The organism is Streptomyces sp. NPDC050738 (genome assembly GCF_040654175.1).
In the GTDB taxonomy this organism is placed as follows: Bacteria; Actinomycetota; Actinomycetes; order Streptomycetales; family Streptomycetaceae; genus Streptomyces.
The window spans coordinates 845811-870724 of sequence record NZ_JBFAHN010000001.1; the positions used below are offsets into that span (position 1 = coordinate 845811).

General features: G+C 71.9%; 19 protein-coding genes, 1 tRNA gene and 1 riboswitch. Of the genes, 12 read left to right on the top strand and 8 right to left on the bottom strand.

Going from position 1 to position 24914, the window contains the following annotated elements; genetic code table 11:
* The first annotated feature begins 11 nt into the window (after positions 1-11).
* Entirely contained in the window at positions 12-4874 is a 4863-nt protein-coding gene (locus AB0H78_RS04195) for a DNA repair ATPase (protein ID WP_363232654.1), read from the top strand.
* Here the strand turns inward: AB0H78_RS04195 and AB0H78_RS04200 are convergent, their stop codons facing one another.
* The 3 genes from AB0H78_RS04200 to AB0H78_RS04210 all read right to left on the bottom strand — a co-directional run bounded on the left by AB0H78_RS04200 (position 4875) and on the right by AB0H78_RS04210 (position 6825).
* The gene (locus AB0H78_RS04200; RefSeq protein ID WP_363232713.1) at positions 4875-5279 is read right to left on the bottom strand and encodes an SLC13 family permease; all 405 of its coding nucleotides are present in this window, start codon (positions 5277-5279) and stop codon (positions 4875-4877) included. It abuts the gene before it with no gap.
* A gap of 96 nt (positions 5280-5375) precedes the next feature.
* Positions 5376-5690, bottom strand: coding sequence for a putative quinol monooxygenase (locus tag AB0H78_RS04205; RefSeq protein WP_363232655.1), 315 nt, complete (start codon positions 5688-5690; stop codon positions 5376-5378).
* A 40-nt stretch (positions 5691-5730) separates the two neighbouring features.
* Positions 5731-6825 carry an aldo/keto reductase gene (locus tag AB0H78_RS04210; RefSeq protein WP_363232656.1) on the bottom strand — a complete coding sequence of 365 codons (1095 nt, stop codon included), beginning with the start codon at positions 6823-6825 and terminating at the stop codon, positions 5731-5733.
* Between the two features lie 166 nt (positions 6826-6991).
* Here AB0H78_RS04210 and AB0H78_RS04215 point away from each other — a divergent pair, with 166 nt between their 5' ends.
* A complete protein-coding gene (locus tag AB0H78_RS04215) occupies positions 6992-7837 on the top strand; it encodes a helix-turn-helix transcriptional regulator (RefSeq protein WP_363232657.1) in 846 nt (281 codons plus the stop codon).
* A 10-nt stretch (positions 7838-7847) separates the two neighbouring features.
* On the opposite strand, the gene AB0H78_RS04220 is transcribed toward AB0H78_RS04215, so the two are convergent.
* Positions 7848-9362 (bottom strand): hypothetical protein, encoded by a 1515-nt coding sequence (locus AB0H78_RS04220; protein ID WP_363232658.1) that lies wholly within the window; start codon positions 9360-9362, stop codon positions 7848-7850.
* 203 nt (positions 9363-9565) lie between these two features.
* On the opposite strand from AB0H78_RS04220, the gene AB0H78_RS04225 reads away from it, so the two are divergent.
* The 9 genes from AB0H78_RS04225 (at position 9566) to AB0H78_RS04265 (ending at position 17249) form a co-directional block, all read left to right on the top strand.
* Positions 9566-9639, top strand: a tRNA-Met gene (locus tag AB0H78_RS04225).
* Positions 9640-9699: 60 nt separating this feature from the next.
* Positions 9700-10077: a hypothetical protein gene (locus AB0H78_RS04230; protein WP_363232659.1), complete on the top strand. Its 378-nt coding sequence runs from the start codon at positions 9700-9702 to the stop codon at positions 10075-10077.
* A gap of 34 nt (positions 10078-10111) precedes the next feature.
* The gene (locus AB0H78_RS04235; RefSeq protein ID WP_363232660.1) at positions 10112-10864 is read left to right on the top strand and encodes a MerR family transcriptional regulator; all 753 of its coding nucleotides are present in this window, start codon (positions 10112-10114) and stop codon (positions 10862-10864) included.
* 30 nt (positions 10865-10894) lie between these two features.
* Entirely contained in the window at positions 10895-11248 is a 354-nt protein-coding gene (locus AB0H78_RS04240; protein WP_363232661.1) for a hypothetical protein, read from the top strand.
* A 70-nt stretch (positions 11249-11318) separates the two neighbouring features.
* A complete protein-coding gene (locus AB0H78_RS04245) occupies positions 11319-12335 on the top strand; it encodes a PLP-dependent cysteine synthase family protein (RefSeq protein WP_363232662.1) in 1017 nt (338 codons plus the stop codon).
* On the top strand, positions 12332-13537 hold the full coding sequence (locus AB0H78_RS04250; protein ID WP_363232663.1) for an MFS transporter: 1206 nt from the start codon (positions 12332-12334) through the stop codon (positions 13535-13537). The genes AB0H78_RS04245 and AB0H78_RS04250 overlap by 4 nt, the downstream gene beginning before the upstream one ends.
* Positions 13538-13617: 80 nt before the next feature.
* A complete protein-coding gene (locus AB0H78_RS04255; protein WP_363232664.1) occupies positions 13618-14754 on the top strand; it encodes a PP2C family protein-serine/threonine phosphatase in 1137 nt (378 codons plus the stop codon).
* Positions 14755-14969: 215 nt separating this feature from the next.
* A riboswitch (cyclic di-AMP (ydaO/yuaA leader) is annotated at positions 14970-15103 on the top strand.
* Positions 15104-15114: 11 nt separating this feature from the next.
* Entirely contained in the window at positions 15115-16158 is a 1044-nt protein-coding gene (locus AB0H78_RS04260; RefSeq protein WP_363232665.1) for a M23 family metallopeptidase, read from the top strand.
* A gap of 146 nt (positions 16159-16304) precedes the next feature.
* On the top strand, positions 16305-17249 hold the full coding sequence (locus AB0H78_RS04265) for an aldo/keto reductase (RefSeq protein ID WP_363232666.1): 945 nt from the start codon (positions 16305-16307) through the stop codon (positions 17247-17249).
* Between the two features lie 40 nt (positions 17250-17289).
* On the opposite strand, the gene AB0H78_RS04270 is transcribed toward AB0H78_RS04265, so the two are convergent.
* The 4 genes from AB0H78_RS04270 to AB0H78_RS04285 all read right to left on the bottom strand — a co-directional run bounded on the left by AB0H78_RS04270 (position 17290) and on the right by AB0H78_RS04285 (position 22264).
* A complete protein-coding gene (locus AB0H78_RS04270) occupies positions 17290-18618 on the bottom strand; it encodes a PrsW family intramembrane metalloprotease (RefSeq protein ID WP_363232667.1) in 1329 nt (442 codons plus the stop codon).
* Positions 18619-18686: 68 nt separating this feature from the next.
* Positions 18687-19463, bottom strand: a complete 777-nt coding sequence (gene trmB, locus AB0H78_RS04275) for a tRNA (guanosine(46)-N7)-methyltransferase TrmB (RefSeq protein WP_363232668.1) — start codon at positions 19461-19463, stop codon at positions 18687-18689.
* An 85-nt stretch (positions 19464-19548) separates the two neighbouring features.
* Complete coding sequence (lhgO, locus tag AB0H78_RS04280; protein WP_363232669.1) at positions 19549-20745, bottom strand: L-2-hydroxyglutarate oxidase; 1197 nt, start codon at positions 20743-20745, stop codon at positions 19549-19551.
* 76 nt (positions 20746-20821) lie between these two features.
* Positions 20822-22264 (bottom strand): MFS transporter, encoded by a 1443-nt coding sequence (locus tag AB0H78_RS04285; protein ID WP_363232670.1) that lies wholly within the window; start codon positions 22262-22264, stop codon positions 20822-20824.
* Positions 22265-22793: 529 nt separating this feature from the next.
* Between AB0H78_RS04285 and AB0H78_RS04290 the strand changes: the two genes are divergently transcribed.
* Positions 22794-24908 carry an asparagine synthase-related protein gene (locus AB0H78_RS04290; protein ID WP_363232671.1) on the top strand — a complete coding sequence of 705 codons (2115 nt, stop codon included), beginning with the start codon at positions 22794-22796 and terminating at the stop codon, positions 24906-24908.
* Positions 24909-24914 lie beyond the last annotated feature (6 nt).

The window sequence follows — 24914 nt, forward strand, 5'->3', positions numbered from 1 at the left end:
GGAGCCCCGCCATGACCAGCACGTCCACCTCGTCCGCCATGGACGCGGGCACCTACGAGGTGCTGCGGGACCGCCTGACGGCCCAGGCCGCCGAGCTCGGCCGCCGAGCCGAGGCGCTCAACACCCGCCGCACCGAGGAGTTCGGCTCCACCGAGCTGTCCCTCGCCGGCACCGAGCGCGTCCGCACCGAGCACAGCTGTGTGCCCCGGGACATCGTGGCGGTCGGCGACAAGCTGCTGTTCGGCCACAACGTCTTCCTCGGTCTCAAGCCCGAGACGTCGGTGGGCGATGTCTTCGCCCTGCACGACCGCGACCTGGAGCGTCTTCCCCAGGACGCCGTGCCCGGCCTGCTCGACGACCCTGCCTTCGTCCGCGAATTCGCCGAACTGCACCGCTACTATCGCCAGGCCCGCCTCCTCCAGCTCCGCCATGTCGACGGAAAGCTGCTCGCCGTCTTCCGGACCGGCGAGACCAGCGAAGACATCCGCGTGCTGCGCTGGGCCCTGGACACGGACGGCAACGCGACCTTCCTGGACGCCCGGGGCGAGCGCGACCACGTCTTCCCGCCCTCCCACGACGTCGAGTGGACCGCCGCCACCCGCGAGGACCACATCCTGGGCCGCCACCCGCATGTCTCCATCGGCGGCGAGTTGTTCGTCGAGACGGTCGGCGGCACCCTCACCGTCAAGATCGAGGACAACACCGAGACGGGCGAGGGGATCTACTCCGAGCCGGTCGACGAGCCGCTGCAGTCGCTCGCCGACGCGGAGATCGAGTACGCACGGGTGGGGTTGCTGATCCTGCTGCGCGTACGCCCGTACAAGGAAGAGACGCGACGCCACCTCGTCTTCAACCGCGCCACCAAGTCCGTCGTACGCCTCGACGGCCTCGGGCAGGCGTGCCTCCGCCTGCCCGAGGACCAGGGCGTCGTCTTCCCCGGTGGCTACCACCTCACCTCCGGTGCCGCGAAGACCTTCGACCTCTCCACCGAGGACCTGGAGTTCGAGCGCGTGCTGCGCTCGCCCAACGGTGAGGACGTGCTGTACGCGTTCCACGCCCGCGCCGAGGGCCGCAGCCTCCTGCTCCCGTACAACGTCATCCGCAAGGAGGTCGCCACCCCGCTCTCCTGCCACGGGTACGCGCTCTTCGACGACGGCACGCTCCTTGTGCTGCGCGCCGATTCCGACGAGCCGGCCCGCGTCCACCCGATCCAGCGCTGGCTCTCCCCCTATGTGTCCGACGTCTACGCCGCCGCCCGGCCCGCAGGCACCGGCGTCCTGTTCCGCATCGGCAACGCCGACCTGGTACGCGGCATCTCCGACTGCCTGTCCCTCGCGCGTACGGTCACCGAGACCCCTGAGCCGACGGCCGGGGTGTACGAGACGCTCCTCGCGGCCTGCGTCCGGGCCGCGGACCGCTACCACTGGCTGAGCGATCCCCAAGTGGGCGACCTGCTGGGCCCGTTGGGCGAGGTCCGCGCCACCGCGGAGCAGGTGCTGGCCGAGTTCGAGACCGTACAGACCCTGACCCGGCAGGCCCACGGGGCGCTGGGCGAGGCCGCCGCGCGGATCGCCTCGCTCGTACGCCGCATCCGCGGGGAGGCGCCCCGCAGCGCCCCCGGCTGGGTGGAGCGGCTCAGCGAACTGCGGCAGGCGCAGGGGCACTTGATCACGCTCAAGGAGATGCGGTACGCGGACACCGTACGCATCGACGAGCTGGCCGCGGAGGTCACGGCCGACATCGCCGCCTTCGCCCAGCGGGCCGTCGCCTTCCTCGCGCGCGAGGACGCGTTCGCCGCGTACCACCAGGAGATCGAGGGGCTGGCCGCGCAGGCGGAAGGGACCGCCACGGTCGCCGAGGCCGCCCCGGTCGCCGCGCGCCTCGACGAGCAGACCGAGGGGCTGCGTACCGTCATCGAGGTGGTGGCGGGTCTCGACGTCGGCGACGCCACCGTACGGACGTCCATCCTGGAGCGGATCGCGGACGTCCTGGGGTCCGTCAACCGGGCCCGTGCCACCCTCGACGCCCGCCGCCGCGACCTCCTCACCCAGGAGAGCCAGGCCGAATTCAGCGCCGAAATGGGCCTGTTGGGGCAGTCGGTCACCGGGGCACTCGCCGCCGCCGACACCCCGGCGGTCTGCGACGCACAGCTCGCCGGGCTTCTGCTGCGCCTGGAGGACCTGGAGTCCAGGTTCGCGGACTCGGACACCTGGCTCGCCGAGCTGGGCGCCAGGCGCACCGAGGTGTACGACGCGTTCTCGGCCCGCAAGCAGACCCTGCAGGACGCTCGCGCCCGCCGTGCCGAGCGGCTGGCCGACTCCGCCCTGCGGGTCCTGGAGACAGTCGTCCGCCGGCTCGCGACCCTCGCCGACACCGACGCGGTCAACACCTACTTCGCCTCCGACCCGATGGTCGCCAAGGTCCGCCGCACCGCCGGCGAACTGCGCGAACTCGGCGAGCAGGTAAGGGCCGAGGAGCTGGAGGGCCGGATCAAGGCCGCCCGCCAGGAGGCCGGGCGGATCCTGCGGGACCGCAGGGAGCTGTACACCGACGGGGGCCGGACCGTGCGGCTCGGCCGGCACGGGTTCGCGGTCAACGCCCAGCCGCTGGAGCTGAGCCTGGTTCCGTACGGCGAAGGACTGGCCTTCGCGCTCACCGGCACCGACTACCGCTGCGCCGTCACCGACCCCGGCTTCGCCGCCACCCGCCCCTACTGGGACCAGTCGCTGCCCTCCGAGAACGCCGACGTCTACCGCGCCGAGTACCTCGCCGTGCGGCTGCTCACCGAGCAGGGGCCGGCCGCCCTGGCAGGCGCCGACCTGCCCGTGCTCATACGCCGGTCCGCCGAGGCCGCGTACGACGAGGGCTATGAACGCGGCGTCCACGACCACGATGCCACCGCCGTCCTGACCGCCCTGCTGCGCCTGCACGAAGGCGCGGGCCTGCTGCGCCACCCGCCCGCGGCACGCGCCGAGGCCCAGCTCTTCTGGGCCCACCGGACCACCGCGGCGGACCGCGCCACATGGACCCGCCGCGCCGCCTCACTGGCCCGCGCCCGCGCCGCCTTCGGCCTCGCCCCGGCCATCGCCGACCTGCAGGCCGAGCTGGCCCGCGCCATGGAAGGCTCCGTGCAGGCCGCCGAGTACCTCTTCGAGGAGCTGGCGTGCGGGCCCGACGGGTTCGTCACCCGCGCCGTCACCCGCGACTTCCTGGACAAGTTCCGCCGAGCGGAGGGGACTTCGGCGTACGACGACGACCTTGCCGCGCTGGACTCCCCGGCCGACCGGCGCCAGCTCGCCGAGGCCTGGCTGTCCTCGTACGCCACGGCGGCGGGCGAGTCCCTCGACGCGGGGGACCTTGCGGAGGCAGTGGCCGTCGAGCTCTGCCCTGACCTCGTCCGGTACGACTCCGACGCGCCCCTTTCCGCGACGGTCGAGGGACTCCTCGGCACCCACCCCCGTATCGCACGGGGGCGCACCCTCACCTTCCGTATCGATGAACTCCTCACCAGGGTCGGGCGCTTCACCGACCGGTCCGCCGCCGGATTCCGCGACTACCAGCGGCAGCGCACGGCCCTGGTCGCCGCCGAGCGCGGCCGGCTGCGCCTGGACGACCACCTGCCCAAGGTCATGTCCTCGTTCGTCCGTAACCGCCTCCTCGACGAGGTGTACCTGCCCCTCATCGGTGACAATCTCGCCCGGCAGATCGGCACGACCGGCGAGAGCGGGCGGACCGACAACAACGGCCTGCTGCTGCTCATCTCGCCGCCCGGATACGGCAAGACGACCCTCATGGAGTACGTCGCCGACCGGCTGGGCCTGGTCCTGGTCAAGGTCAACGGCCCGGCGCTCGGACATGCGGTCACCTCGCTGGACCCGGCCGAGGCTCCCGACGCCACGGCCCGACAGGAGATCGAGAAGATCAACTTCGCTCTGGAGATGGGCAGCAACACCCTCCTCTATCTGGACGACATCCAGCACACCTCACCGGAGCTGCTGCAGAAGTTCATCTCGCTGTGCGACTCCACGCGCCGTATGGAAGGCGTCTGGGACGGCCGGGCCCGCACGTACGACTTGCGCGGCAAGCGCTTCGCCGTCTGCATGGCGGGCAACCCCTACACCGAGTCGGGGCAGCGCTTCCGGATTCCCGACATGCTGGCCAACCGCGCCGACGTCTGGAACCTCGGCGACGTGACGACGGGCAAGGACCATGTGTTCGCGCTGAGCTTCGTCGAGAACGCGCTCACTTCCAACCCGGTCCTCGCCCCGCTCGCCGGAGGCGACCGGTCCGACCTCGACCTGCTCGTACGGCTCGCGGAGGGCGACCCCACGGCGCGCGCCGACCGTCTCGTGCATCCGTACGGTGCCGCCGAACTCGGCCGGATCCAGGCGGTGTTGCGTCATCTGCTCAGCGCCCGCACGACCGTCCTCGCGGTCAATGCCGCCTACATGGCCTCTGCCGCCCAGGCGTCCGGCACACGCACCGAGCCGCCGTTCCTGCTCCAGGGTTCGTACCGGAACATGAACAAGATCGCCGCACGGATCGACCCCGTCATGAACGACGCCGAACTCGCCGCCGTCATCGACGACCACTACACCGGCGAAGCCCAGACCCTGACCACCGGCGCCGAGTCCAACCTCCTCAAACTGGCCGAGCTGCGCTCCACGCTGACGGCCGAACAGGCCGCCCGCTGGGCGGAGATCCGAGCCTCCTACGTACGCAGCGAGGCGCTCGGCGGTCCTGCGGGCGACCCCGTGACCCGGGCGGTGTCCGCGCTCGGCCTGCTCGCGGACCGCATTGCCGCCGTGGAGACCGCCATCGTGCGGGCGGGCGATCCCCGTCATCCTGCCGCCGGCCCTGCGCCTGCCCCGTGATCAGGCCAGGGCGAAGTAGCGGAGCCAGATGGAGACCGCCGAGATGGCGAGGGTGACGGCCGTGACGACGAGGCCGTATGTGGTGAACTGCCAGAAGGAGATGGGCTGTCGGTTGCGCTTTGCGATGCCGAGTACGACGACGTTGGCGCTGGCTCCGATGGCCGTCGCGTTGCCGCCCAGATCGGCGCCCAGGGCAGGTGCCCACCACATGACGTGATCGGCGTTGCCGCTCATGGAGTGGACGAGGTCGCTGGTGATGGGGGCCATGGTGGCGACGTAAGGGATGTTGACGACGACCCCCGAGAGCACACCGGACGTGCCGAGGAGCAGCATCGAGCCGCCCAGTTCCTTGTCGCCGACCGCGTCCGCGAGTACGTCGCCGGTCTCGACGGTGGAGACGGCGATGAGGAACGGCCGCCCACTCCGCCCGGCTGTTCGCCGACGCCGGTCTCACGCTGGTGGACCGGACGCCGCTGCCCCTGGACGGCCACGTCCTGCACGTCAGGAAGCCGGGGCAGCGGCCACCAGCTTTCTGATGGTCATCGGCTCGTCGAGCACCAGGTCGAGGACCTGCCTCACATGGTGGAAGTGCGCCGTCGCGAAGTGGGCGTCGAGGGCCTGCGGGCCTGTCCACTCCTCCACGATCGCCATCCGGGCCGGGTTGTTGGGATCGGTGTACGGGCGGTAGGCGAGGCAGCCGGGTTCCTCCAGGGAGGGCTCGATCATTCCTTCCAGGGCCGTGCGGAGCCGGCCCTCCTGGCCGGGTGCGGCGAGGAACTCGGCGACGACGGTGAGGGGCGTGGTGTCGTGGGACATGGGGGTCTCCTTCGCTCTGTGGGCGGTCACGTGCGGGCGGTCACGGGCGGGCCGGGCCGGTGCCCGCGCCCGTTGCGGTGATCGCGGTGCTGATCTCGGCCAGGTCGGCCGGGGTCAGCCGCAGCGATGCCGCGCCGATCCAGCCGTCGACCTGGGCAGCCGTACGGGCGCCGACGATGGCGCCGGTGATGCCCGGCCAGGCGAGGGCCCAGGCGATGGCGGTCTCCGCGACGGTGGCGCCGTGCCGGGCGGCGACGGGGCGCAGGGCGTCGGCCAGGGCGAGGTTGGCGGTGAGGCCGGTGGTGAAGTCGGCGTGCGCGCCGCGCCAGTCGTCGGCCGGCAGGTTGGCGGCACGGCCGGCCGAGAAGGCGCCCGTGAGCAGGCCGGACTGGAGCGGTGAGTAGCCGATCACTCCGCTGTTGTTGGCGTGCGCCCAGGCGATCTCGGATGCGGCGGAGCGGTTGATCGCGGAGAACGGTGGCTGGACGGCGTCGACATGGGCGATCTTCTCGGCGGCCGCCAGCTGCTCGGCGGAGTGGTTGGACAGGCCGATCGCGCGCACCTTCCCCTCGGCCTTCAGGTCGGCCATGACCTGCCAGTACTCATCCAGCGGGGTGGCGTCGGGGGAGACAGTGCCGAAGCCGCCGCCCGCGTACTCCAGGGATTCGCCGGTGTCGGGGTAGTGCACCTGGTAGAGGTCGATGCGCTCCACGCCGAGGCGGCGCAGCGAGTCGTCGAGTTCGCGGCGTACGCTGGCCGGCTTCATGATGCGGCGGGGTGCGGCCTGCGGATGCGCGGGGTCCGTCACCAGGCCCGCCTTGGTGAAGAGGTACGGGCGGTCGGACTCGGGCAGTTGGGCGACGGCTTTGCCGACCAGCTCTTCGGAGTGGCCGAGGCCGTACACGGCGGCCGTGTCGATCCAGTTGACGCCCGACTCGACCGCGTGCCGGATCGCCGCGATCGACTCCGCGTCGTCGGTGGCTCCCCAGCCGAAGCTCCAGCCGGAACCGGCGACGGCCCAGGAGCCGAAGCCGACGCGGGTGATGTCCATGCCGGTGGTGCCGAGGGGGAGGGTGGGCAGCGGGGTGGTGGCGCTCGTTGTGCTGACGGTGCTCGTTGTGTCGGTGGTGCTCATGGGTGAAGTGCTCCCTGGATGCGGGCTGTTGACCGGAGCGGGCTCGTTCCGGTGCACCACACTCTGGTCGCCGGGCGGCGGCCCACCCAGTGGCAGCCCGTGCCTGGGCACGGCATGACCAGGCACCGGCCGCCGCCGGACGGTGCGCGGCGGGGATACTCGCCGCATGGCACTGGACCGACGCGCAGAACTGGGTGAGTTCCTCCGATCCCGCCGGGCCCGGCTCCGGCCCGAGGAGCTGGGGCTTCCGGCGTACGGGGGGCAGCGCCGCGTACCCGGGCTGCGCCGCGAGGAGCTGGCGCTCCTGGCGGGGGTCAGCGTGGATCATTACGTACGCCTGGAACAGGGGCGCACCCTGCACTTCTCCGAAGCCGTACTGGACGCGGTCGCCCGCGCCCTGCGCCTGGACCCGGTGGAGCGCGACCACCTCTACCGGCTCGCCCGCCCGTGGCCCGGCACCGATGGTCCCGAGGACGCGCAGCAGGTCAGGCCAGGACTGCGCCGGCTGCTCGACTCCGCCGCGGACGTCCCCGCGTACGTCGTCGGCCGCAACACCGACGTGCTGGCCTGGAACCAGCTCGCCGCCGCCCTGATCACGGACTTCGGCGCGCTGGCGCCCCGGCAGCGGAACCTGGCCAGGCTGGTCTTCCTGGACGAGGGCATGCGCAGCCTGTACGCGGACTGGCCCGCCAAGGCGAGCGACGTGGCCGCCTATCTCCGCCTCGACGCGGGCCGCCACCCCGACGACCCGCGGACGGCGGAGCTGATCGGCGAACTCACCGCATCCAGCCCGGAGTTCAAGGCGCTGTGGGACGAGCACCGGATCAAGGACAAGACCCACGGCCGCTACGTCTACCGCCACCCGGTGGTCGGCGAACTCGATCTCGGCTTCGAGACGCTGCGGCTCCCCGACGACCCGGACCAGGCCCTGGTCGCGCACACGGTGGAGGAGGGATCGCCGTCCCAGACCGCGCTGCGGCTGCTGGCGGCCTGGGAGCGGAGCGAGGTGTGAGCGGGGCCGGTCAGGCGGGGACGCCGGCCGGGGCGGGCTCGGGGGCCGTGGCACGGCCGGGGGCGGGGACGGTGGTCTTGGCCGCGGTGCGGCGGCGTGCCGCGTAGGCGGACGCGATGAGGACGAGGGCGACGGTTCCGGAGAGCGCGGGCCAGTACACGTAGCGGTAGTTGGACTCGGGCGCCGTGGGCAGGTAGGCGAGTACGTAGACCAGGGAGCTGGCGCCCAGGAGGCGGAGCTCGCGGCTGTAGGGTCCTGGCCAGCGGCGGCGCAGCACGAGCACCAGGGCGACGGCCAGCCAGAACCAGCCCTGGAAGAGCATCGGCAGGTCGCGTACGAAGCCGGTCACGTAGTTGCGCAGGGCGGACCGCAGCGCCTTGTTGGGCGGCTCCTTCGCCGCCATCGGGTGCAGCTGGGCGCTGCGGTTGACGCTGCTGCCGTTCCGGAAGGCCTGGTTGTCCTGGAAGAGCAGCTTGGTGAAGACCCGGGTGCGGTATTCGGCGTAGCCCTGCCAGTGCCGGGGCATCTGCCGGCTCCACATCCGGACCAGTACGTCGGCGTTGCGGCTCAGCTCCATCACGTCGAACGGCCGGTGGTAGGGGTAGCACTGGAGGTACGCGTCCGAGGGGATGTTCCGCTTCTGGCAGCGGATGGCCGCGGTGACCATGCGGTCGCGGAAGTCGGCGCTCCCGCCCGCCTGTTCGGCCGCGTCGCCCACCTGGGCCGGGGTGAGCACATGGACGAGGTCGTCCACCGGGATCACCGCGTACACCCGCGTCTGCAGCGGGTGGGCGATCGCGTTCACGCCGAGGCTGCCGGCGACGGTGACGGCGGCGAGGACACCGGTGGCGGCCAGCCAGCGGCGGCGGCCCGGGGCCGGCCACAGGGCGAGGACCAGCAGGGCGAAGACGGGGACCACGGCGGGGAAGCCGTTCTTGCGGACCATCCCCGCGTACACGATGAACAGCACGCCGAGCGCGAAGAGGGCCCAGCGGGTCTTCGTCCGGCCCTCCGGGAGCTCGCGTGCGGTGAACGCGATCGCGCAGGCCGCGAGCAGGGCGTACGCCAGGTGCACGTCCTTCCACACCACCCCGGTGAAGTTCATGATGTGGGGCGCGAGGCCCACGGACAGCATCGCCAGGGACAGCGGGCGGCTCGCGGTCTTCTTCCAGACCAGCCGGGCGAGCAGCCACAGCGACCCCCAGAACACGGCGATCTGCAGGTCCGCCATGGCCGAGAGGTCCCCGGTGGTCCGCAGGAGACCCCGCCACACCAGGGTGAGGACGGCCGGATGCCAGTCGCTCACCGGCTGGTCGCCCAGCGCCTGCCACAGCTGGTAATTGCTGTCGGAGCTGAAGTACCCGGGGTGGAAGACGGTGGAGACGGCGTATCCGCAGACCGCGGCCGTGGCTGCCAGACACCACGGCCAGAGCGTGCCGTGCCGCCAGGCCGTGCGCAGGGGCGTCGTCAACTGGTGGATCTTTACGGGCATATGGGCGGAGGCCTCTCCGGGATCGCGCGTCACCTGCTCCGCGCACCGTTGCAGGATGGCGGAAACTTAGGCGTATGCAGATCCAATGGGCAAATCGCGGGAATGCTCACCAACTGCCCATCGGGGTGGTGAAATCGCTGCAAACGGGTGGTCGCGGCGGATACGGCTGCCGCGCCGCGCGTCCCGTCCCTTGGTAGGAGACCCCTCCCCGGGTGGCGTAAGGTGGGGTTCACCGACGCGGGGTGGAGCAGCTCGGTAGCTCGCTGGGCTCATAACCCAGAGGTCGCAGGTTCAAATCCTGTCCCCGCTACTTGTAGGACGAAGGCCCGGCACATCATGTGCCGGGCCTTCGTCGTTGAGGGGGCAGTTGATGTTCGGTGTGCGGGTGGGGCTCGCGGTGCTGCTGTTGCTGGAGGTCGTTCCGTCGGCCGTCGTCGCCGTGCCACGTGCCCGGGTCGGGCTCGAGCGGCTTGAGGAACTGACGCGGCTCGGCCTGCTGGAGGGGCGGCGGCTGTGGGTCGTCTCGCTGCTCGGTGCGGTGCACACGCTCGCCGCCGTCGCGATCGTCGCAGGGCTCTGGGCGCCGGGGTTCGGTGTTGCCGGAGCGGGTGCCGAGGTCGTCGTCTTCGGGTGGGTGCTCTCGCGGCAGCTGGCCGCGGGGGACCGGGGGCGGGCGCTGGGGGCGTATCTGCTGTTCCTCTCCATGGCTGTCGCCGTGCTGGCCGTCGATGCCGCGGCGTGGGCTTGACCTTCACGCAACGTCAAGATCTAGCGTTCCGGGCATGGAGAGAGAGTGGTCCGTCCAGGAGGTGGCCCGGCTGGCCGGGACCACCAGCCGCACCCTGAGGCACTACGGGGACGTGGGGCTGCTGGAGCCGCGGCGCATCGGCGCGAACGGCTACCGCTACTACGGGAGCGACGAGCTCGTACGGCTGCAGCGGATCCTGCTGCTGCGGGAGCTCGGGCTCTCGCTGCCCGCGATCCGCGACGTACTGGAAGGGCAGCGGGACACCGCCGCCGCGCTGCGCACCCACCTCGCCCTGCTGGAGCAGGAAGTGGCGCGGATCGGGAGGCAGTTGGCGTCGGTGCGGACCACTCTCCGGAAGATCGAGGACGGAGAAGGCCTGATGGGTGAGGAAGTTTTCGACGGGTTCGACCACACGCGGTACGAGGAGGAAGTCGTACGGCGGTGGGGCAGGGACGCGTACGACAGCGGCGACCGGTGGTGGACGTCGCTGAGCGAGGAGCAGAAGAAGGGCTTCCAGCGGGAGCACGACGACATCGCGCGCGACTACGGGCGCGCCCTGGCCGAGGGGCTCGGGCCCGGCAGCGGCGCGGTGCAGGACATCGCGCGGCGCCATGTGGCGTGGCTTTCGACCACCACCGCCGTGAGCAGGGGATATGTGCTGGGGCTCGGTGAGATGTACGTCGCCGATCCGCGCTTCGCCGTCCACTACGACCGGCACGGCGAGGGCGGGGCCGTGTTCGTACGGGATGCGCTGAAGGTGTACGCGGAAGCCAATCTCGCGGAGTGAGCGACTGCATGGCGTAATGTCGTGTGCGCTATGAGTGACACACGGGCGGTGGCGGCGCGGCGGGCAGCCGCTGTCGTGCTGCTGCTCGCGCTCTGTTCGCTGCTGATCGGCGTCTGCTGCCACGACGGCGGGACGCATGGGCCGGTGCGCGTGAGCGCGGTCGCGGCCGGCCATCACTGCACGGGCGAGGCGGGCGGGAGTGACGAGCATCTGGCGGCCCGGCCTGCGGGCGGTGCGCAGGTGTGGGGGAGTGAACTCCCGGTCTGCTGCGGGGTGTTGGAGTCGCCTGGGGTGCGGCGCGCCGCGGGGTGTGTACGGGAACAGCGGGCCGGGCCTCCGGGGGCGCGGCGGCTGCTGATCGCGCTCGGGGTGGGCCGGAGCTGAGGCGCTTTCTGCTGTGCGGAAAGCCGTCTCTGCCCTGTCGCACCCGGACCCGGAAGGTACGTACGAGAACGTGATCAGCGCTGTGGGGAACACCCCTGTCCTGTGGATCGACGAGTCCGCGGGGGGTGGTGGCGGATTCTGGGCCAAGCTCGAAGGGTTCAACTTCGGCGGGATCAAGGACCGGGCCGCTCTGTACATGGTCCAACAGGCACGGCTGCGCGGTGAGTTGAGGGACGGCGCGCTCGTCGTCGAGTCGACCTCGGGGACGCTCGGGCTCGGGCTCGCGCTGGCCGGGGTCGTGTACGGACATCCCGTGCACGTCGTCACCGACCCCGGACTCGAACCGATCGTCCAGCGGATGCTCGCCGCGCACGGCGTACGGATCGAGGTGGTCGATTCGCCTGCCGAGCACGGCGGTTGGCAGCAGGCGCGGCGCGAGCGTGTCGCCGGGCTGGTGGCGGCGACGGAGGGGGCCTGGTGCCCGGATCAGTACCACAACCCCGATAATCCGGCCGCGTACGGAGGGCTGGCCGCCGAGCTCGCCGGGCAGCTGGGGCCCATCGACGTGCTGGTGTGCGCGGTCGGTACGGGCGGGCACTCGGCCGGGATCGCGCGGGCGCTGCGTGCGGACCACGGGATGGCGGGCCTGGAACTGGTCGGCGTGGACAGCGTGGGGTCGACCATCTTCGGGCTGCCGGCCGCCGAGCGGCTGATGCGCGGGCTCGGGTCGTCCATCCACCCCGGCAATGTGGATCACGCGGCCTTCGACGAGGTGCACTGGGTGGGTCCCGCCGAGGCCGTACGGTGCGCGCGGCGGCTCGCGGCACGGCAGTTCGCCACCGGCGGGTGGAGCGTGGGGGCGGTCGCGCTGGTGGCCGGGTGGCTGGCGCGGACCCGGCCCCCGGGCACGCGGATCGTGGCGGTCTTCCCGGACGGACCCCAGCGGTACTTCGACACCGTCTTCAGCGATGAATTCTGCGCCCGGCACGGCCTGTTGGAGGGCGCGGTGCCGGAGGATCCGGAGGATTTCCCGTACGGAGGAGAGGTGTCCGGCTGGACCCGGCGCGCCCTGGTGCGTGTGCGGTGATCGGGGTGTGGCGCCAGGCGCTGACCTTCGACGCGGCGGTGCGGCTGCTGCTGGTCAACCAGCTCACCATCAACCTCGGCTTCTACATGCTCATGCCCTATCTTGCCGAGCATCTGGCGGGCGGGCTCGGTCTTGCCGCGTGGGCGGTCGGGCTGGTCATGGGCGTACGGAATCTGTCGCAGCAGGGGATGTTCCTGGTGGGCGGTGCGCTCGCCGACCGCTTCGGGTTCAAGCCGCTGATCGTGGCCGGGTGCGCGCTGCGGACCGTGGGCTTCGGGGCGCTGGCCTTCGTCGAGTCGCTGCCGATGCTCATCGCGGCCTCGCTGGCGACGGGCCTCGCGGGGGCGCTGTTCAATCCGGCGGTCCGGGCCTATCTCGCCGCGGAGGCGGGCGAGGAGCGGCGGGTCGAGGCCTTCGCGCTCTTCAACGCCTTCTATCAGGCGGGGATCCTGCTGGGGCCGCTGGTGGGGGTGGCCCTGCTGGGGGTGTCGTTCCGCCTGGTGTGCGTGGTGGCCGCGGTGCTCTTCGCGGGGCTGACCGTGCTGCAGCTGGGGCGGCTGCCGGAGCGGGGGGCCGCCGTGGGGGCGGAGACCGGGCGCGGGCACTTCCGTACGGTCCTCGGCAACCGGACCTTCTGGCTCTTCGCCGCCGCGATGACCGGGTCCTACGTCCTGCAGTTCCAGGTGTATCTCGCGCTGCCGCTCGCCGCCGGCGGCCGGTGGGAGACCAGCGCGCTGTTCGTCGTCTCCGGACTGGTCGCGCTCTGCGGCCAGTTGAGGATCACCGCCTGGTGCCGGGCGCACTGGACCCGCGAGCGCTGCCTGGTGGCCGGGCTCGCGCTGATGGGCGGTGCCTTTGTCCCGCCGGCGCTGGGCTTCACCGGTCCTGCGGGGCTGCTGCTGTGCGCGGCGGTGCTCTCGGCGGGGACCGCGGTGCTCTACCCGTACGAGATGGACACCATCGTCGCGCTCTCGGGGGGCCGCCGGGTCGCCACGCACTACGGGCTCTACAACACCGTCTGCGGGATCGGCATCACGCTCGGGAACCTCGCGACGGGCTGGCTGCTCGGTGCGTACGGACAGGCCGTGTGGTGGGTGTTCATGGCGGTGGGCGCGGGGTGTGCGGTGTCCGTGGGGTTGCTGGGGCGCGGGGGGCGTCTCGCCCCGGCCCCCAGGGTCCCCCGGATGGCGGAGGCCGAATAGCAGGACGGCGCGGCTGCCAGCAGCCTGGGTGGGGCGCGGTACCGTCCGCGGCCGGGTACGGACCGGGCAGGAGAGTCACGGTGGGGCAGCAGGCTGACGGCGTACACGCATCCCGCTTCGTGCGGGTGCTGCCCGCGCTGCTGATCGCCGCCGGGATCTGCTTCGACATGGCGACCCCGGCGAACTACACCGCATCCCCGCTCTTCTCCGCCGCGCCCCTCATGGCCGCGCCGTTCTTCTCCGCGGGCGCCACGCTCCGTATCGCCGTCGCCTCGGTCGTGGCGGTCACCGGGCTGCGGATCTACCACCGGGACACGCTGACGGTCGTCTCGCTCACCGAGCTGTTCACCGTCCTCACCGTGGTCGTGCTCGCCCTCTTCATCAACCGGGTCATCCTCCGCAGCAATGCCGAGCTGGCCTCCGCCCGCGTCATCGCCGAGACCGCCCAGCGCGCCGTGCTGCCGGTGCCCGCCGACCGGATCGGCGGGCTGCACATCGCGGCGCGGTACGAGGCCGCGCAGGCCGACGCCTTCATCGGGGGCGATCTCTTCGCCGTACAGGACACGCCGTACGGGGTGCGGCTCGTGGTCGGTGACGTACGCGGGAAGGGCCTCGACGCCGTCGAGGCGGTGGCCGTGGTGATCGGCGCCTTTCGCGAGGCGGCCGAGCAGGAGTCCACTCTGGCGGGGGTGGCCCAGCGTCTGGAGCGGGCGCTGGCGCGCGAGGGGACGCGGCGCGACGGGCTCGATGCCTTCGAGGGGTTCACCACCGCGGTGCTCGCGGAGGTCCCCCGGGGGCTCGGTGTCGTACGGCTGGTCAACCGCGGGCATCCCGAGCCGCTGCTGCTGCACGCCGACGGGGCGCTGGACGCGCTGGCGCCGTCCATGCCCGCGCTGCCGCTGGGGATGGCCGAGTTGGGCAGCTGGCCGGACCGCGCGGACACCTCGCCCTTTCCGGCCGGGTCGACGCTGCTCTTCTATACGGACGGGCTCTCGGAGGCGCGGGATGCGGCCGGGGTCTTCTACGACCCGGCCGAGCGGCTGCGCGGGCGGATCTTCCCCGGTCCCGACGCGCTGCTGGACGCGCTGACCGGTGACGTACGGCGGTACACCGGAGGCGGGTCGACGGACGACATGGCGCTGCTCGCGGTGGGGCGGCCGGGGGAGGGCCAGCCAGAGCGGCGGCGGACCGTGGACATCGTTCGACACGGTACGTAATCGAAGGACGCCCCTGCGCATAACATTTGATGCACTGTCAGAAAACAGAGGTTTCGGGTGGGGTCGTCAAGTCGACCTGTTTTGCTGGACTGTGTCCCGTTAAGTCCAGGCCAAAGGCGTTAACGATCAGTCGGAACGGCTTGGAATCAGACCCCCGCGTCTATTAACGTTCGATAACGCAGCGCGGTCGTCCCAGTCGTCGCAAGAGACGGCACCGTGCGCGTGCGCCGAATTCCGCAAGGGAACCGGGGAACCACCAATTGGGGTGAATCGGGCTGAACCTGGCCCGTAGGAGACCTTCCTGCTCCGAACCCGTCAGCTAACCCGGTAGGCGAGAAGGAAGGAAAGGAGTACGCCTCCGTGGCGTCCAACAACCCTGCCCCCCAGGCTCTTTATGTCCCGAATGACAATGACTCGTTCGGTTTCGGGGGTGACGGTGGCGGTGAGACCTGGGACGAGTGGAACCCCACCGAGGACTCCGTCCGTCCGGTACGCGGCAGACACCGTGTCGCCAAGCAGCGCGGCGGACTCGCCCGCAGCTCCACGGTGTTGGGTGTCGGCGTCATCGCCGCGGTCGGCGCGGGCGGCATAGCCACCGCCGAGGGCAAAGCCCCGGTCTCCATATCCCTGCCCGACCTCCCGGCCTCGGTCACCGACCACCTGCCGGAAGCCATCAAGGCGGACATCGCCCCGGACTCCTCCGACACGGAGACGAACGCGGCACCCCTCTCCACCTCGGGCCTCACCACGGCCGCCTCGGGCCAGGGCACCACGGACGCCGGCGAGACGCTGCGCGCCCGGATCCTGCAGCAGGCCGAGCAGCAGCAGGCCGGCGCGGACGCCGAGGCCAAGGCACTGGCCCAGAAGGCAGCCGCGGACAAGGCCGCCGCCGAGGCGAAGGCGAAGCAGGACGCGGCCGCCAAGAAGGAGGCCGCCGCCAAGAAGAAGGCCGCGGAAGAGGCGGCGAAGAAGGCGGAGGCCGAGCGTCTCGCCAAGCTGGCCGCCAGTTACTCGCTGCCGGTCTCCTCGTACACCCTCACCTCGCACTTCGGCGATGCGGGCTCGATGTGGTCCTCCGGCTACCACACGGGTCTCGACTTCGCGGCCCCCACGGGCACCCCGATCAAGGCCGTACACAGCGGCACGGTCAAGTCGGCGGGCTGGTCCGGCAGTTACGGCTACCGCACGGTGCTCACGCTCGACGACGGTACGGAGCTGTGGTTCTGCCACCAGTCCTCGCTGAACGTCAGCGCCGGGCAGAAGGTCACCACGGGCGACGTCATCGGACGGGTCGGTGCGACCGGCAACGTCACCGGCCCGCACCTGCACCTCGAGGTGCACCCGAGCGGCGGCGACGCGATCGACCCGATGGCCTGGCTCCAGGCACGCGGCATCAACCCCTGATCCCGCACCTCCCCAAGACACCGGCAGTCCTGGCGGCAACCCCCCCGACGCCAGGGCTGCCGGTTTTGGCGTACCCGGAATGCCCGGAATACCCGGAACAGGACCGGCTTGGAATAGGCACCACCGGACAGGGTGTTGATCAACCCATGACTTCTCTCCGTACGCTCGGCTCCTCAGACCTCGCCGTCTTCCCGCTCGCCCTCGGTGGAAACGTCTTCGGCTGGACCGCCGACGAGGCGCAGTCCTTCGCCGTGCTCGACGCCTACACGGCCGCGGGCGGCAACTTCATCGACACCGCGGACTCCTACTCCGCGTGGGTGCCGGGGAACAAGGGCGGCGAGTCCGAGACCGTCATCGGCAAGTGGCTCGCGGCCCGGGGCAACCGCTCCGAGGTGGTCGTCGCGACCAAGGTCGGCGGCCACCCGGTCGACAAGGGACTCTCGCCCGCCAACATCAAGAAGGTCGCGGAGGACTCGCTGCGCCGGCTGGGCACCGACCACATCGACCTCTACTACACGCACTTCGACGACGTCACGGTCCCGGTCGAGGAGATCATCACCGCGCTCGACGAGCTGGTGAAGGCGGGCAAGGTGCGGGCCATCGCCGCATCCAACATCTCTCCCGAGCGCCTCGACGCGTCGATCGCGTTCTCGGAGCGGGAGGGGCTCGCGCGGTACGTCGCGCTCCAGCCGCACTACAACCTGGTCTCCCGCGACACCTACGAGGGCGAGCTCCAGGACACCGCGGCACGCCACCAGCTGGCCTCCGTCCCGTATTTCGCGCTCGCCTCGGGCTTCCTCACCGGCAAGTACCGCCCGGGCACGGCAGTCGAGAGCGCCCGCGCCGAGGGCGCCGGCAAGCACCTGCAGAGCGAGCGGGGCCTGAAGGTGCTCGACGCGCTCGACAAGGTGGCCGCCGCGCACGACGCCGAGGTCGCGACCGTGGCGCTGGCCTGGCTCGCCGCGCAGCCGACCGTGGCCGCGCCGATCGCCTCCGCGCGCACGGTGGAGCAGCTGCCCGCGCTGACCGCGGTGGCCGAACTGAAGCTGACGGAGGACGAGGTGGCGGCGCTGACCGCGGCTTCCGCCTAGCCGGTAGGGGGCAGGGGCAGGGGCAGGGGCAGGGTCAGGGTCAGTACTGCCGGTACGGGTTGTAGCCGCCGTAGTGCAGGTACGGCGGTGGCACCCGCACCCTGCCGGTCGCCTGCGCCGCGTACAGCAGCGCAGGCCCGGCTATCTCCTTGCGCTGCCACAGGTGGTGCAGAAGCTCCTGCTCCCGGGCCATGAAGTCCGGGCCCACCGCACCCCGGTGGGCCCGGTGGCGCAGGAAGGCGAGCGTCGTCGCGAAGGCCTCGTACTCGCTGACCGCACGCGCGGCGAGCTTGCCGCCGTACGTACTCCCCGCGAAATCCCTGGCCATGGTGCGGGCCCGCATCGAGGAGAGGGCCAGCGGTTCGGCCGCGCCGAGCCAGCCGGCCGCCGCGTACGCCGGGAGCTCGGCGGATATCGTGCGCAGCTCGCGCTGGCGGGTCCAGATCACCAGCCACGTCAGCAGGCCGAACACGGGGACCATGAAGGCGCCGTAGACGATGTAGAAGCCGTACGCACCGAACTTCGTCGAGCCGTTCCACAGGGCGTGCATGCCCATGGCCAGGAGCAGTCCGCACACCGGGACCGCCCAGCGCTGCAGCCGCCGGTGGCGGGGGGCGAGCGAGGCGATGCCGAAGCCGATGCCGGTCATCACCGTGAAGAGCGGGTGCGCGAAGGGCGCCATCACGATCCGCATGAAGAACGTCGAAGCGGTGAGCGAGGCGATGCCCGAGAAGCCCATCGACTGGTCCTCGCCGAAGGCGCTGCCCAGATAGAGGATGTTCTCGGTGAAGGCGAAGCCGGTCGCGGTGAGGCCGGCGAAGACCACTCCGTCGACGATCCCGGTGAAGTGCTGTCTGCGGAAGAGGAAGATCAGCATGATCGCCGTCGCCTTGGCGCTCTCCTCGACGATCGGTGCGATCACCGTGGCGCCCAGGGTGTCCGCGTGCGCGGGATCGGCCGTGGCCGTGGCTATCCAGTGCGTCGCGAAGGAGTTCGCGATGATCGCGACCAGCGCGGCCGCGCAGGCGCCCCAGGCGAAGGCGAAGAGGAGATTGCGCCAGGGGCCTGGATCGACCCGGTCCAGCCAGCGGAAGGCCGCGACGAGCAGCGGCACGGGCAGCACGGCGAGGCCGAGGCCCACCAGGAAGCCCTCGGTGCCGGTCTGCTGCCGTACGAGCGCGAGGATCACCAGGCCGGAGAGCGCGAGCAGCGTGATCACGACGGTGGCGCGGAGCGCCTTGCTGCGCCAGAAGTCACGGCGCGGTGCGTACCGCCAGTGGGCGCGCTCCGGCACGGCGTCGAAGAGCGGCTGCTCCTCGTACACCGGGACCACCGGATGCGGTGGCTGGGGCGCGGTCGACTCGTACACCCCATTGACCCTAACGAGGGACACTGACAACTGCGATGCCGTGTCCGTATTTTGCCCGGGACTTGCCCTTACCTGCGGCGGAACAGCAGATCGTGCACGACATGGCCCTTGTCGAGCCCCTGCCCCTCGAAGCGGGTCAGCGGACGGAACTCCGGCCGCGGTGCGTACCCGCCGTCCTCCTGGGTGTTCTCGAAGTCCGGGTGCGCGGTGAGGACGTCGAGCATCTGCTCGGCGTACGGCTCCCAGTCGGTCGCACAGTGCAGTACGGCACCGGGGGCGAGCCGGTCCGCCGCCAGGTGGAGGAACTCGGGCTGGATCAGGCGCCGCTTGTGATGGCGGGCCTTGGGCCACGGATCGGGGAAGTAGACGCGCAGCCCGCTCAGGGCGCCCGGCTTGAGCATCTCGCGGAGCAGGATGATCGCGTCGCCGTTGGCCACCCGGATGTTGGACAGCCCGTCTCCTTCCGCGAGACGCAGGAGATTGCCCTGGCCCGGGGTGTGGACGTCGGTCGCCAGGATGCCGGTGGCCGGGTCGTCGGCGGCCATCTGCGCGGTGGCCTCGCCCATCCCGAATCCGATCTCCAGGACGACCGGCAGCCCGTCGAACATCGCGTCGAGATCGAGGACCCGCAGTCCGTCGATGTCCAGGCCCCACCGCGGCCACAACCGCTCCAGCGCCTCGGCCTGACCGGTGGTGACACGGCTGCGCCGGGGCTGGAAGCTGCGGATGCGCCGCTCATGGTGCGATCCCGCCGGGTCGGCGGCAGGACCACCGGGGAAACGGGGCTCGCCCTTGGGCCGGATGTACGGGGCGGGGTGCTCGGGATTCACGGGCTGCTCAGACACAATGCGCCAATTCTACCGGCGCGGAATCGAGCTCCTCCGGCGATGGAGGGGCAGGGGTCCGGGGGCAGCGCCCCCGGGAAGGAGATCAGCCTGCCAACGCCGCCAGCACCCGCCGCGCCACCTCCCGCCCAATGGGCAGCGACGCGGTCGCCGCAGGCGAAGGCGCGTTCAGCACATGCACGGTCCGCGGAGCCTCCCGCAGCAGAAAGTCGTCCACCAGCGTCCCGTCCCGCAGCACCGCCTGAGCCCGTACCCCCGCGGGAACCCTCCGCAGATCGGACGTCTCCACGGCCGGCAGCAGCCGCCCCACCGCCTCCGTGAACGCGTGCCGCGACAGCGAACGGTGCAGCTCACCCGCTCCGTACCGCCAGTGCCGCCGCGCGATGCGCCACGACCCCGGCCAGCTCAGCGTCCCGCCCAGGTCGCCCGGGCTCACGTCCCCCCAGCCGTACCCCTCGCGCGCCAGCGCCGGCACCGCGTTCGGCCCGACGTGGACCGAGCCGTCGATGCCCCGCGTCAGATGGACGCCCAGGAAGGGAAAAGCAGGGTCGGGCACCGGGTACACGAGCCCCCGCACCAGCTCGGGCCTGGCCAGTTCGTAGTACTCCCCGCGGAAGGGCACGATCCGCATCCGGGGGTCGTCGCCCGCCAGCCGTGCCACCCGGTCGCAGTGCAGTCCCGCGCAGTTGACCAGGGCCTTCGCCCGCAGCACCGTGCCGTCCGCCGTACGGACCGCGACCCCCACCGCGTCCCGCCGGGAGATCTGCACGACCTCCGCGCCGTAGCGGATCTCCGCCCCGGAGATCTCGGCCAGCTTCGCCGCCACCGTCCCGTAGTCGACGATGCCCGTCGTGGAGACGTGGATCGCGGCCAGCCCCCGCACCTCGGGTTCGTACTCCATGATCTGCGCGGGACCCAGCTCCCGCACCGGAATTCCGTTCTCCCGCCCCCGCTGCACCAGGGCGTGCAGCCGCGGCAGCTCGTCCCGCCCCGTCGCCACGATCAGCTTTCCGCAGACCTCGTGCGGGATGCCGTGCTCCGCGCAGAACTTGACCATCTCGGCCGCACCGCTCACCGCGAACCGCGCCTTCAGCGACCCCGGCCGGTAGTACACCCCGCTGTGGATCACCCCGCTGTTGCGCCCGGTCTGATGCCGCGCCGGGCCCGCCTCCTTCTCCAGGACCGTCACCCGCGTCCCGGGCGCGCTCTGCGCCAGCGCATGGGCCGTCGACAGACCGACGATCCCGCCGCCGACGACCAGCACCTCGCAGTCGAACCTCACACCGCACCGCCTCCCACCCGAATAGTGCACTGGCCCACTGACAATGCCCGTAAACCAGCAACGGGAGCGGCGCAGGTCACGCCGGTGCGACCAGCAGCGGGCGGGCCCGCTCCCGGAGCTCCACGACCCTCGGCTCGTCGCCGTACGGCTCCAGGCGGTGCAGGAGATCCCGTACGTACTCCGTGGTGCGCGCCGACGAGATCCGCCCGGCGACCTCCACCGCCCGCGTCCCCGCCGCACACGCCGCGTCCAGATTCCCCGACTCCAGTTCGGCCACGGCGCTGACCACCAGGCGCAGCCCGTGCGAGCGCACGAACTCCTCGGTCGGCTTCGACAGCGCCTGCTCGGTGAAGCGGCGCACCTGGCGCGGCGCCTTCAGGTCGGCGTAGCACTCGGCCGCGTCCGCGGCGAAGCGGTCGTACGAGTAGAAGCCCAGCCAGGACGGGTCCGCGTCGCCCTCGCGCGAGCGCTCCAGCCAGCCCTCGGCCGACTTCAGCGCCGCCCCCGCGGCCGGCGAGTCACCGGCGCGCGCATGCGCCCGTGCTTCCACGAGCCGGAAGAAGGACATGGTCCGTGCCGTCGCGAGCCCGCGGTTGCGCTCCACGGCGGCCTGCGCCAGATCGACGCCCTCGTCGCCGAAGCCGCGGTAGACGGCCTGCAGCGACATCGAGGCGAGCACATAGCCGCCCAGAGGCACGTCCGCGGCAGCCCGCGCGAGGCGCAGCGCCTGGATGTAGTACCGCTGCGCGGCCTCCTGTTGTCCCGTGTCGAAGGCCATCCACCCGGCGAGGCGCGTCAGTTCGGCGGTCGCGCCGAAGAGCCCCCGCCCGACCTCGTCGCTGTACGAACCGAGCAGCAGCGGCGCCGCGTCGACGCGTAAGCACTCCGGGACCATGGACGAACGCCAGTCCCCGCCCCCGTACTTGGAGTCCCAGCGCCGCGCGTCCTCCGCCGCCTCCCGCAGTTTGGCCACATCGCTGTGGCCGACCCGCAGCACCGGCGAGTCGGCCGCGTCCCCCGTCTCGTCGGCGTCCCGCGCCACATCGCGCGCGACCGAGGAGTCGGCGGGTGTTATCAGCCACCGCGAGGCGGGCGTCGCGTACGCGCTGACCGCGAAGGAACCGGCGAGCGACTGCCAGATGCCGCCGCTGCCGGCGCGCCGCCCGGCCAGATCCAGCCGGTACAGCTCGGTCGCGGAGCGCACCGCGGCGCCGACGTCGCGCGGGAAGGCGAGCCCGACCTCGGGGGCCGGATCGGCGTCGGCCAGGCCGATTTCGTGCAGCGGCACGGGCCTGCCGAGCTTGGCCCCGATCGCCGCCGCGATCAGATGGGGCGCGGCGCCCTGGGGCACCATGCCCTTGGAGACCCAGCGGGCCACCGACGTCTTGTCGTAACGAAGCGTCAGGCCGCGCTGCGCACCGAGGTCGTTGACCCGCCGTGCCAGACCGGCGTTGCTGATTCCCGCGAGGGCGAGAACGGTGCCGAGTTTTTCGTTCGGCCCGCGTAGCTCCCTGGACATGCGCCACCCCTCGACACACAGACGGCCGCCGCGCAGGCATAGGCACGCGGCATTCGTAAACACAGCGTAGTTCGCCGCATCCCTACCGTTAAGGGGCGGTGTTCCGTATGGCGAGATTGTTGTCCGTGCGGCCGGGCTTCACACCTCCTCCGTGCTCCCGGTGTGTGGCCGTGCGCCTGCCCGTGCGCTCTGGTCCCGCCCGTAGGGGAGCGCTTACCTGTGGAGTGCGTGGGTCGGCCCACTGCACTGGATCCAGTGGGCTGGGGGACGCCGCCGCCTACATCCCCGCGGGCGGCGGGCCGGTCCGGGAGGCGAACAGCGCCTCCCGGACTGTGGGCGCCGGTGTCCGTCGACGTACGGACAGATTGGCCGGATCTCGACCCTCGTCAGGTGCCCCTCCGGAAGCCAACTGGCATGTACCGGGGGCGCATTCGCTTTTTGGCGCGCGCTCCCCGTAGCCACTCCTGTACGCCGTTGTCGTGGCAGCATGGTGCCCGACTGGTTGTCCACAGCCTGTGGAGGCGGCGCGATGCGGTGGTTGGTGGGGTGGAGCAGCATCACCGCGCACTTCGGTGCGGCGGGCCCTGGCGCCGTGACGGCCGGCGCCGTCGGCGAGGCCCACGAGGGCCGCACCGTCCATCCCGTCGGATCCCAACTCCTCTGGGGAGACCCCGATCCGCTCTGGGCGGTCGGCGACTGGCGCCCCGACGAGGTCCGGGTGATCTCCGTCGACCCTTTCACGCGCCTTGCCGTACTGGGCTGTTGCGCGGCCACCGACGAGCAACTGCGTGTCGGCCTCTTCGCCGCACGCGGCGGCGCGCTGCGCCACCTCACCGCCTGGCCCGGCAGCTACACCGTGGTCGTACAGACCGGCCGCCGCGTCACCGTCGTCGGCGACCTGGCCGGCGCGCGCCCCGTCTTCTACACCCCCTGGGCGAACGGCACGGCGTACGCGACAGCCGCCCTCCCCCTCGCCGACCTCATCGAAGCCCAGCTGGACATCGGCCACTTGGCCGCGCTCCTGGCCTGCCCCGACGTCCCCGAAGCGCTCCGCGACTCCACCCCGTACGCGGGCGTGAAGCGCATACCGCCGGGCCACGCCCTGATCCTGCGCGAGGGCTCCCGCGAGATCACCGGCTACGAACCGGTCGCGTCCCTCGCCGTGGCAGCCCCCCAAGTCGACCCCGTCACCGCGGTCGACGGCGTACGCGACGCACTTGTGGAAGCCGTACGGGCCAGACTCACCGCCCCGCGCCACGCCCCCGAAACCCCCCTCCCCGACCCCGGACCCGTCCCCGGCATGGGCCCCGCCGAACGGCGCGCCGCCCGCGGGGGCGGCCCGGCACCCGGCATCGGCGCGGACCTCTCCGGCGGCAGCGCGTCCGCGACGCTCGCGCTCCTCGCGGCAGGCCTCCCCGGTGTACCGGGAACGATCCTCGGCCACGGCACGGGCGCGGGCGAACGGCTCCTCGCCGTCACCTTCAACGACCTCCTCGCCCAGGGCCGCGAACCCGAACTGGAACGAGCGGGCGCGATCGCGGCCAACCCCCGCCTGCACCACGTGGTGGTCGCGGCAGGCGAAGAGGCCCTCCCCTACGCCGACTTGGAGACAGGCCCCCTCACCGACGAGCCGGGCCCCTCCCTCATCACCGCCGAACGCCACCGCCGCCGCCTCTCCTCAGGCAGCGCAGACCACTTCGTCGGCGACGGCGCCCGCCAGGTCCTGGACGCCCACCCGGCGCGCCTGGCCGACCTCCTGATGGACCGTCAACGCCGATTCCTGCTCCGCCCCGTCACCGCCCTGGCCCGCGCCAACAGCTCCCCGCTCCTCCCCTTCACGCTCTACCGCGCGGCCCGCCGCCTCTCCCGTACGCCCTACCGCACCGGCATCGAGGCGGCGTCCGGAGCGCTCGCCACCAGCCACTTCCCGCCCGAGGGCACCACCCTCGACGCCACCCTGGCCGCCCTCACCTGGGCCCGCCCGGGACCGGCGGCACGCTGGCTGACGGGCGAGGCGCTGGCCGAGGTGTCCCTGCGCCTCCAGGCGTCGGCGACCCGCCCCACCTCGATCCAGCGACCGGGCGAGGCCCGCGCCCGCGCCTCGCTCGCCCGCTACGCCTCCGACCACCGCGTCTTCGAGCAGGCGGCGGAGGTCCGCAGCCAGCGCCTGCACGCCCCCTTCCTGGACAACCAGGTCGTACGGGCCTCCCGCGCCCTCCCCGAATCCCTCCGCGTACGCCCCGGAGCCCGCAGCGAGATCCTCCGCACGGTCCTGTCGGGCGCAGGAGTACGCGACCTCCCGCAGGGCTGGGGAGCCACCTCCCAGGCGACATCGGCGGCAGCGTTCCGTACGGGCCTGCGCTCCTCGGTGTCCACCCTGATCGAACTCTTCGACGCCCCGCTCCTGGCCGACGCGGGCCTCATCGAAGCAAGAGTGGTCCGCAAAGCGCTGCGCGCGGCGGCGGAGGGCGAACCGCTCCCGCTGGACGGCCTGGCAGACCTGATCTCCACAGAACTCTGGCTCCGCCGCCTGCTGTCCCGCAGAGGCACGTGCTGGACAGGGACGGCGGCACCGCGTCAGCGGGCGGTGGCGGGCGGGGTGGGAGCGCTCAGCGCAGCGCATTCGAGCCGCTACGGCGATTGAGGAGCG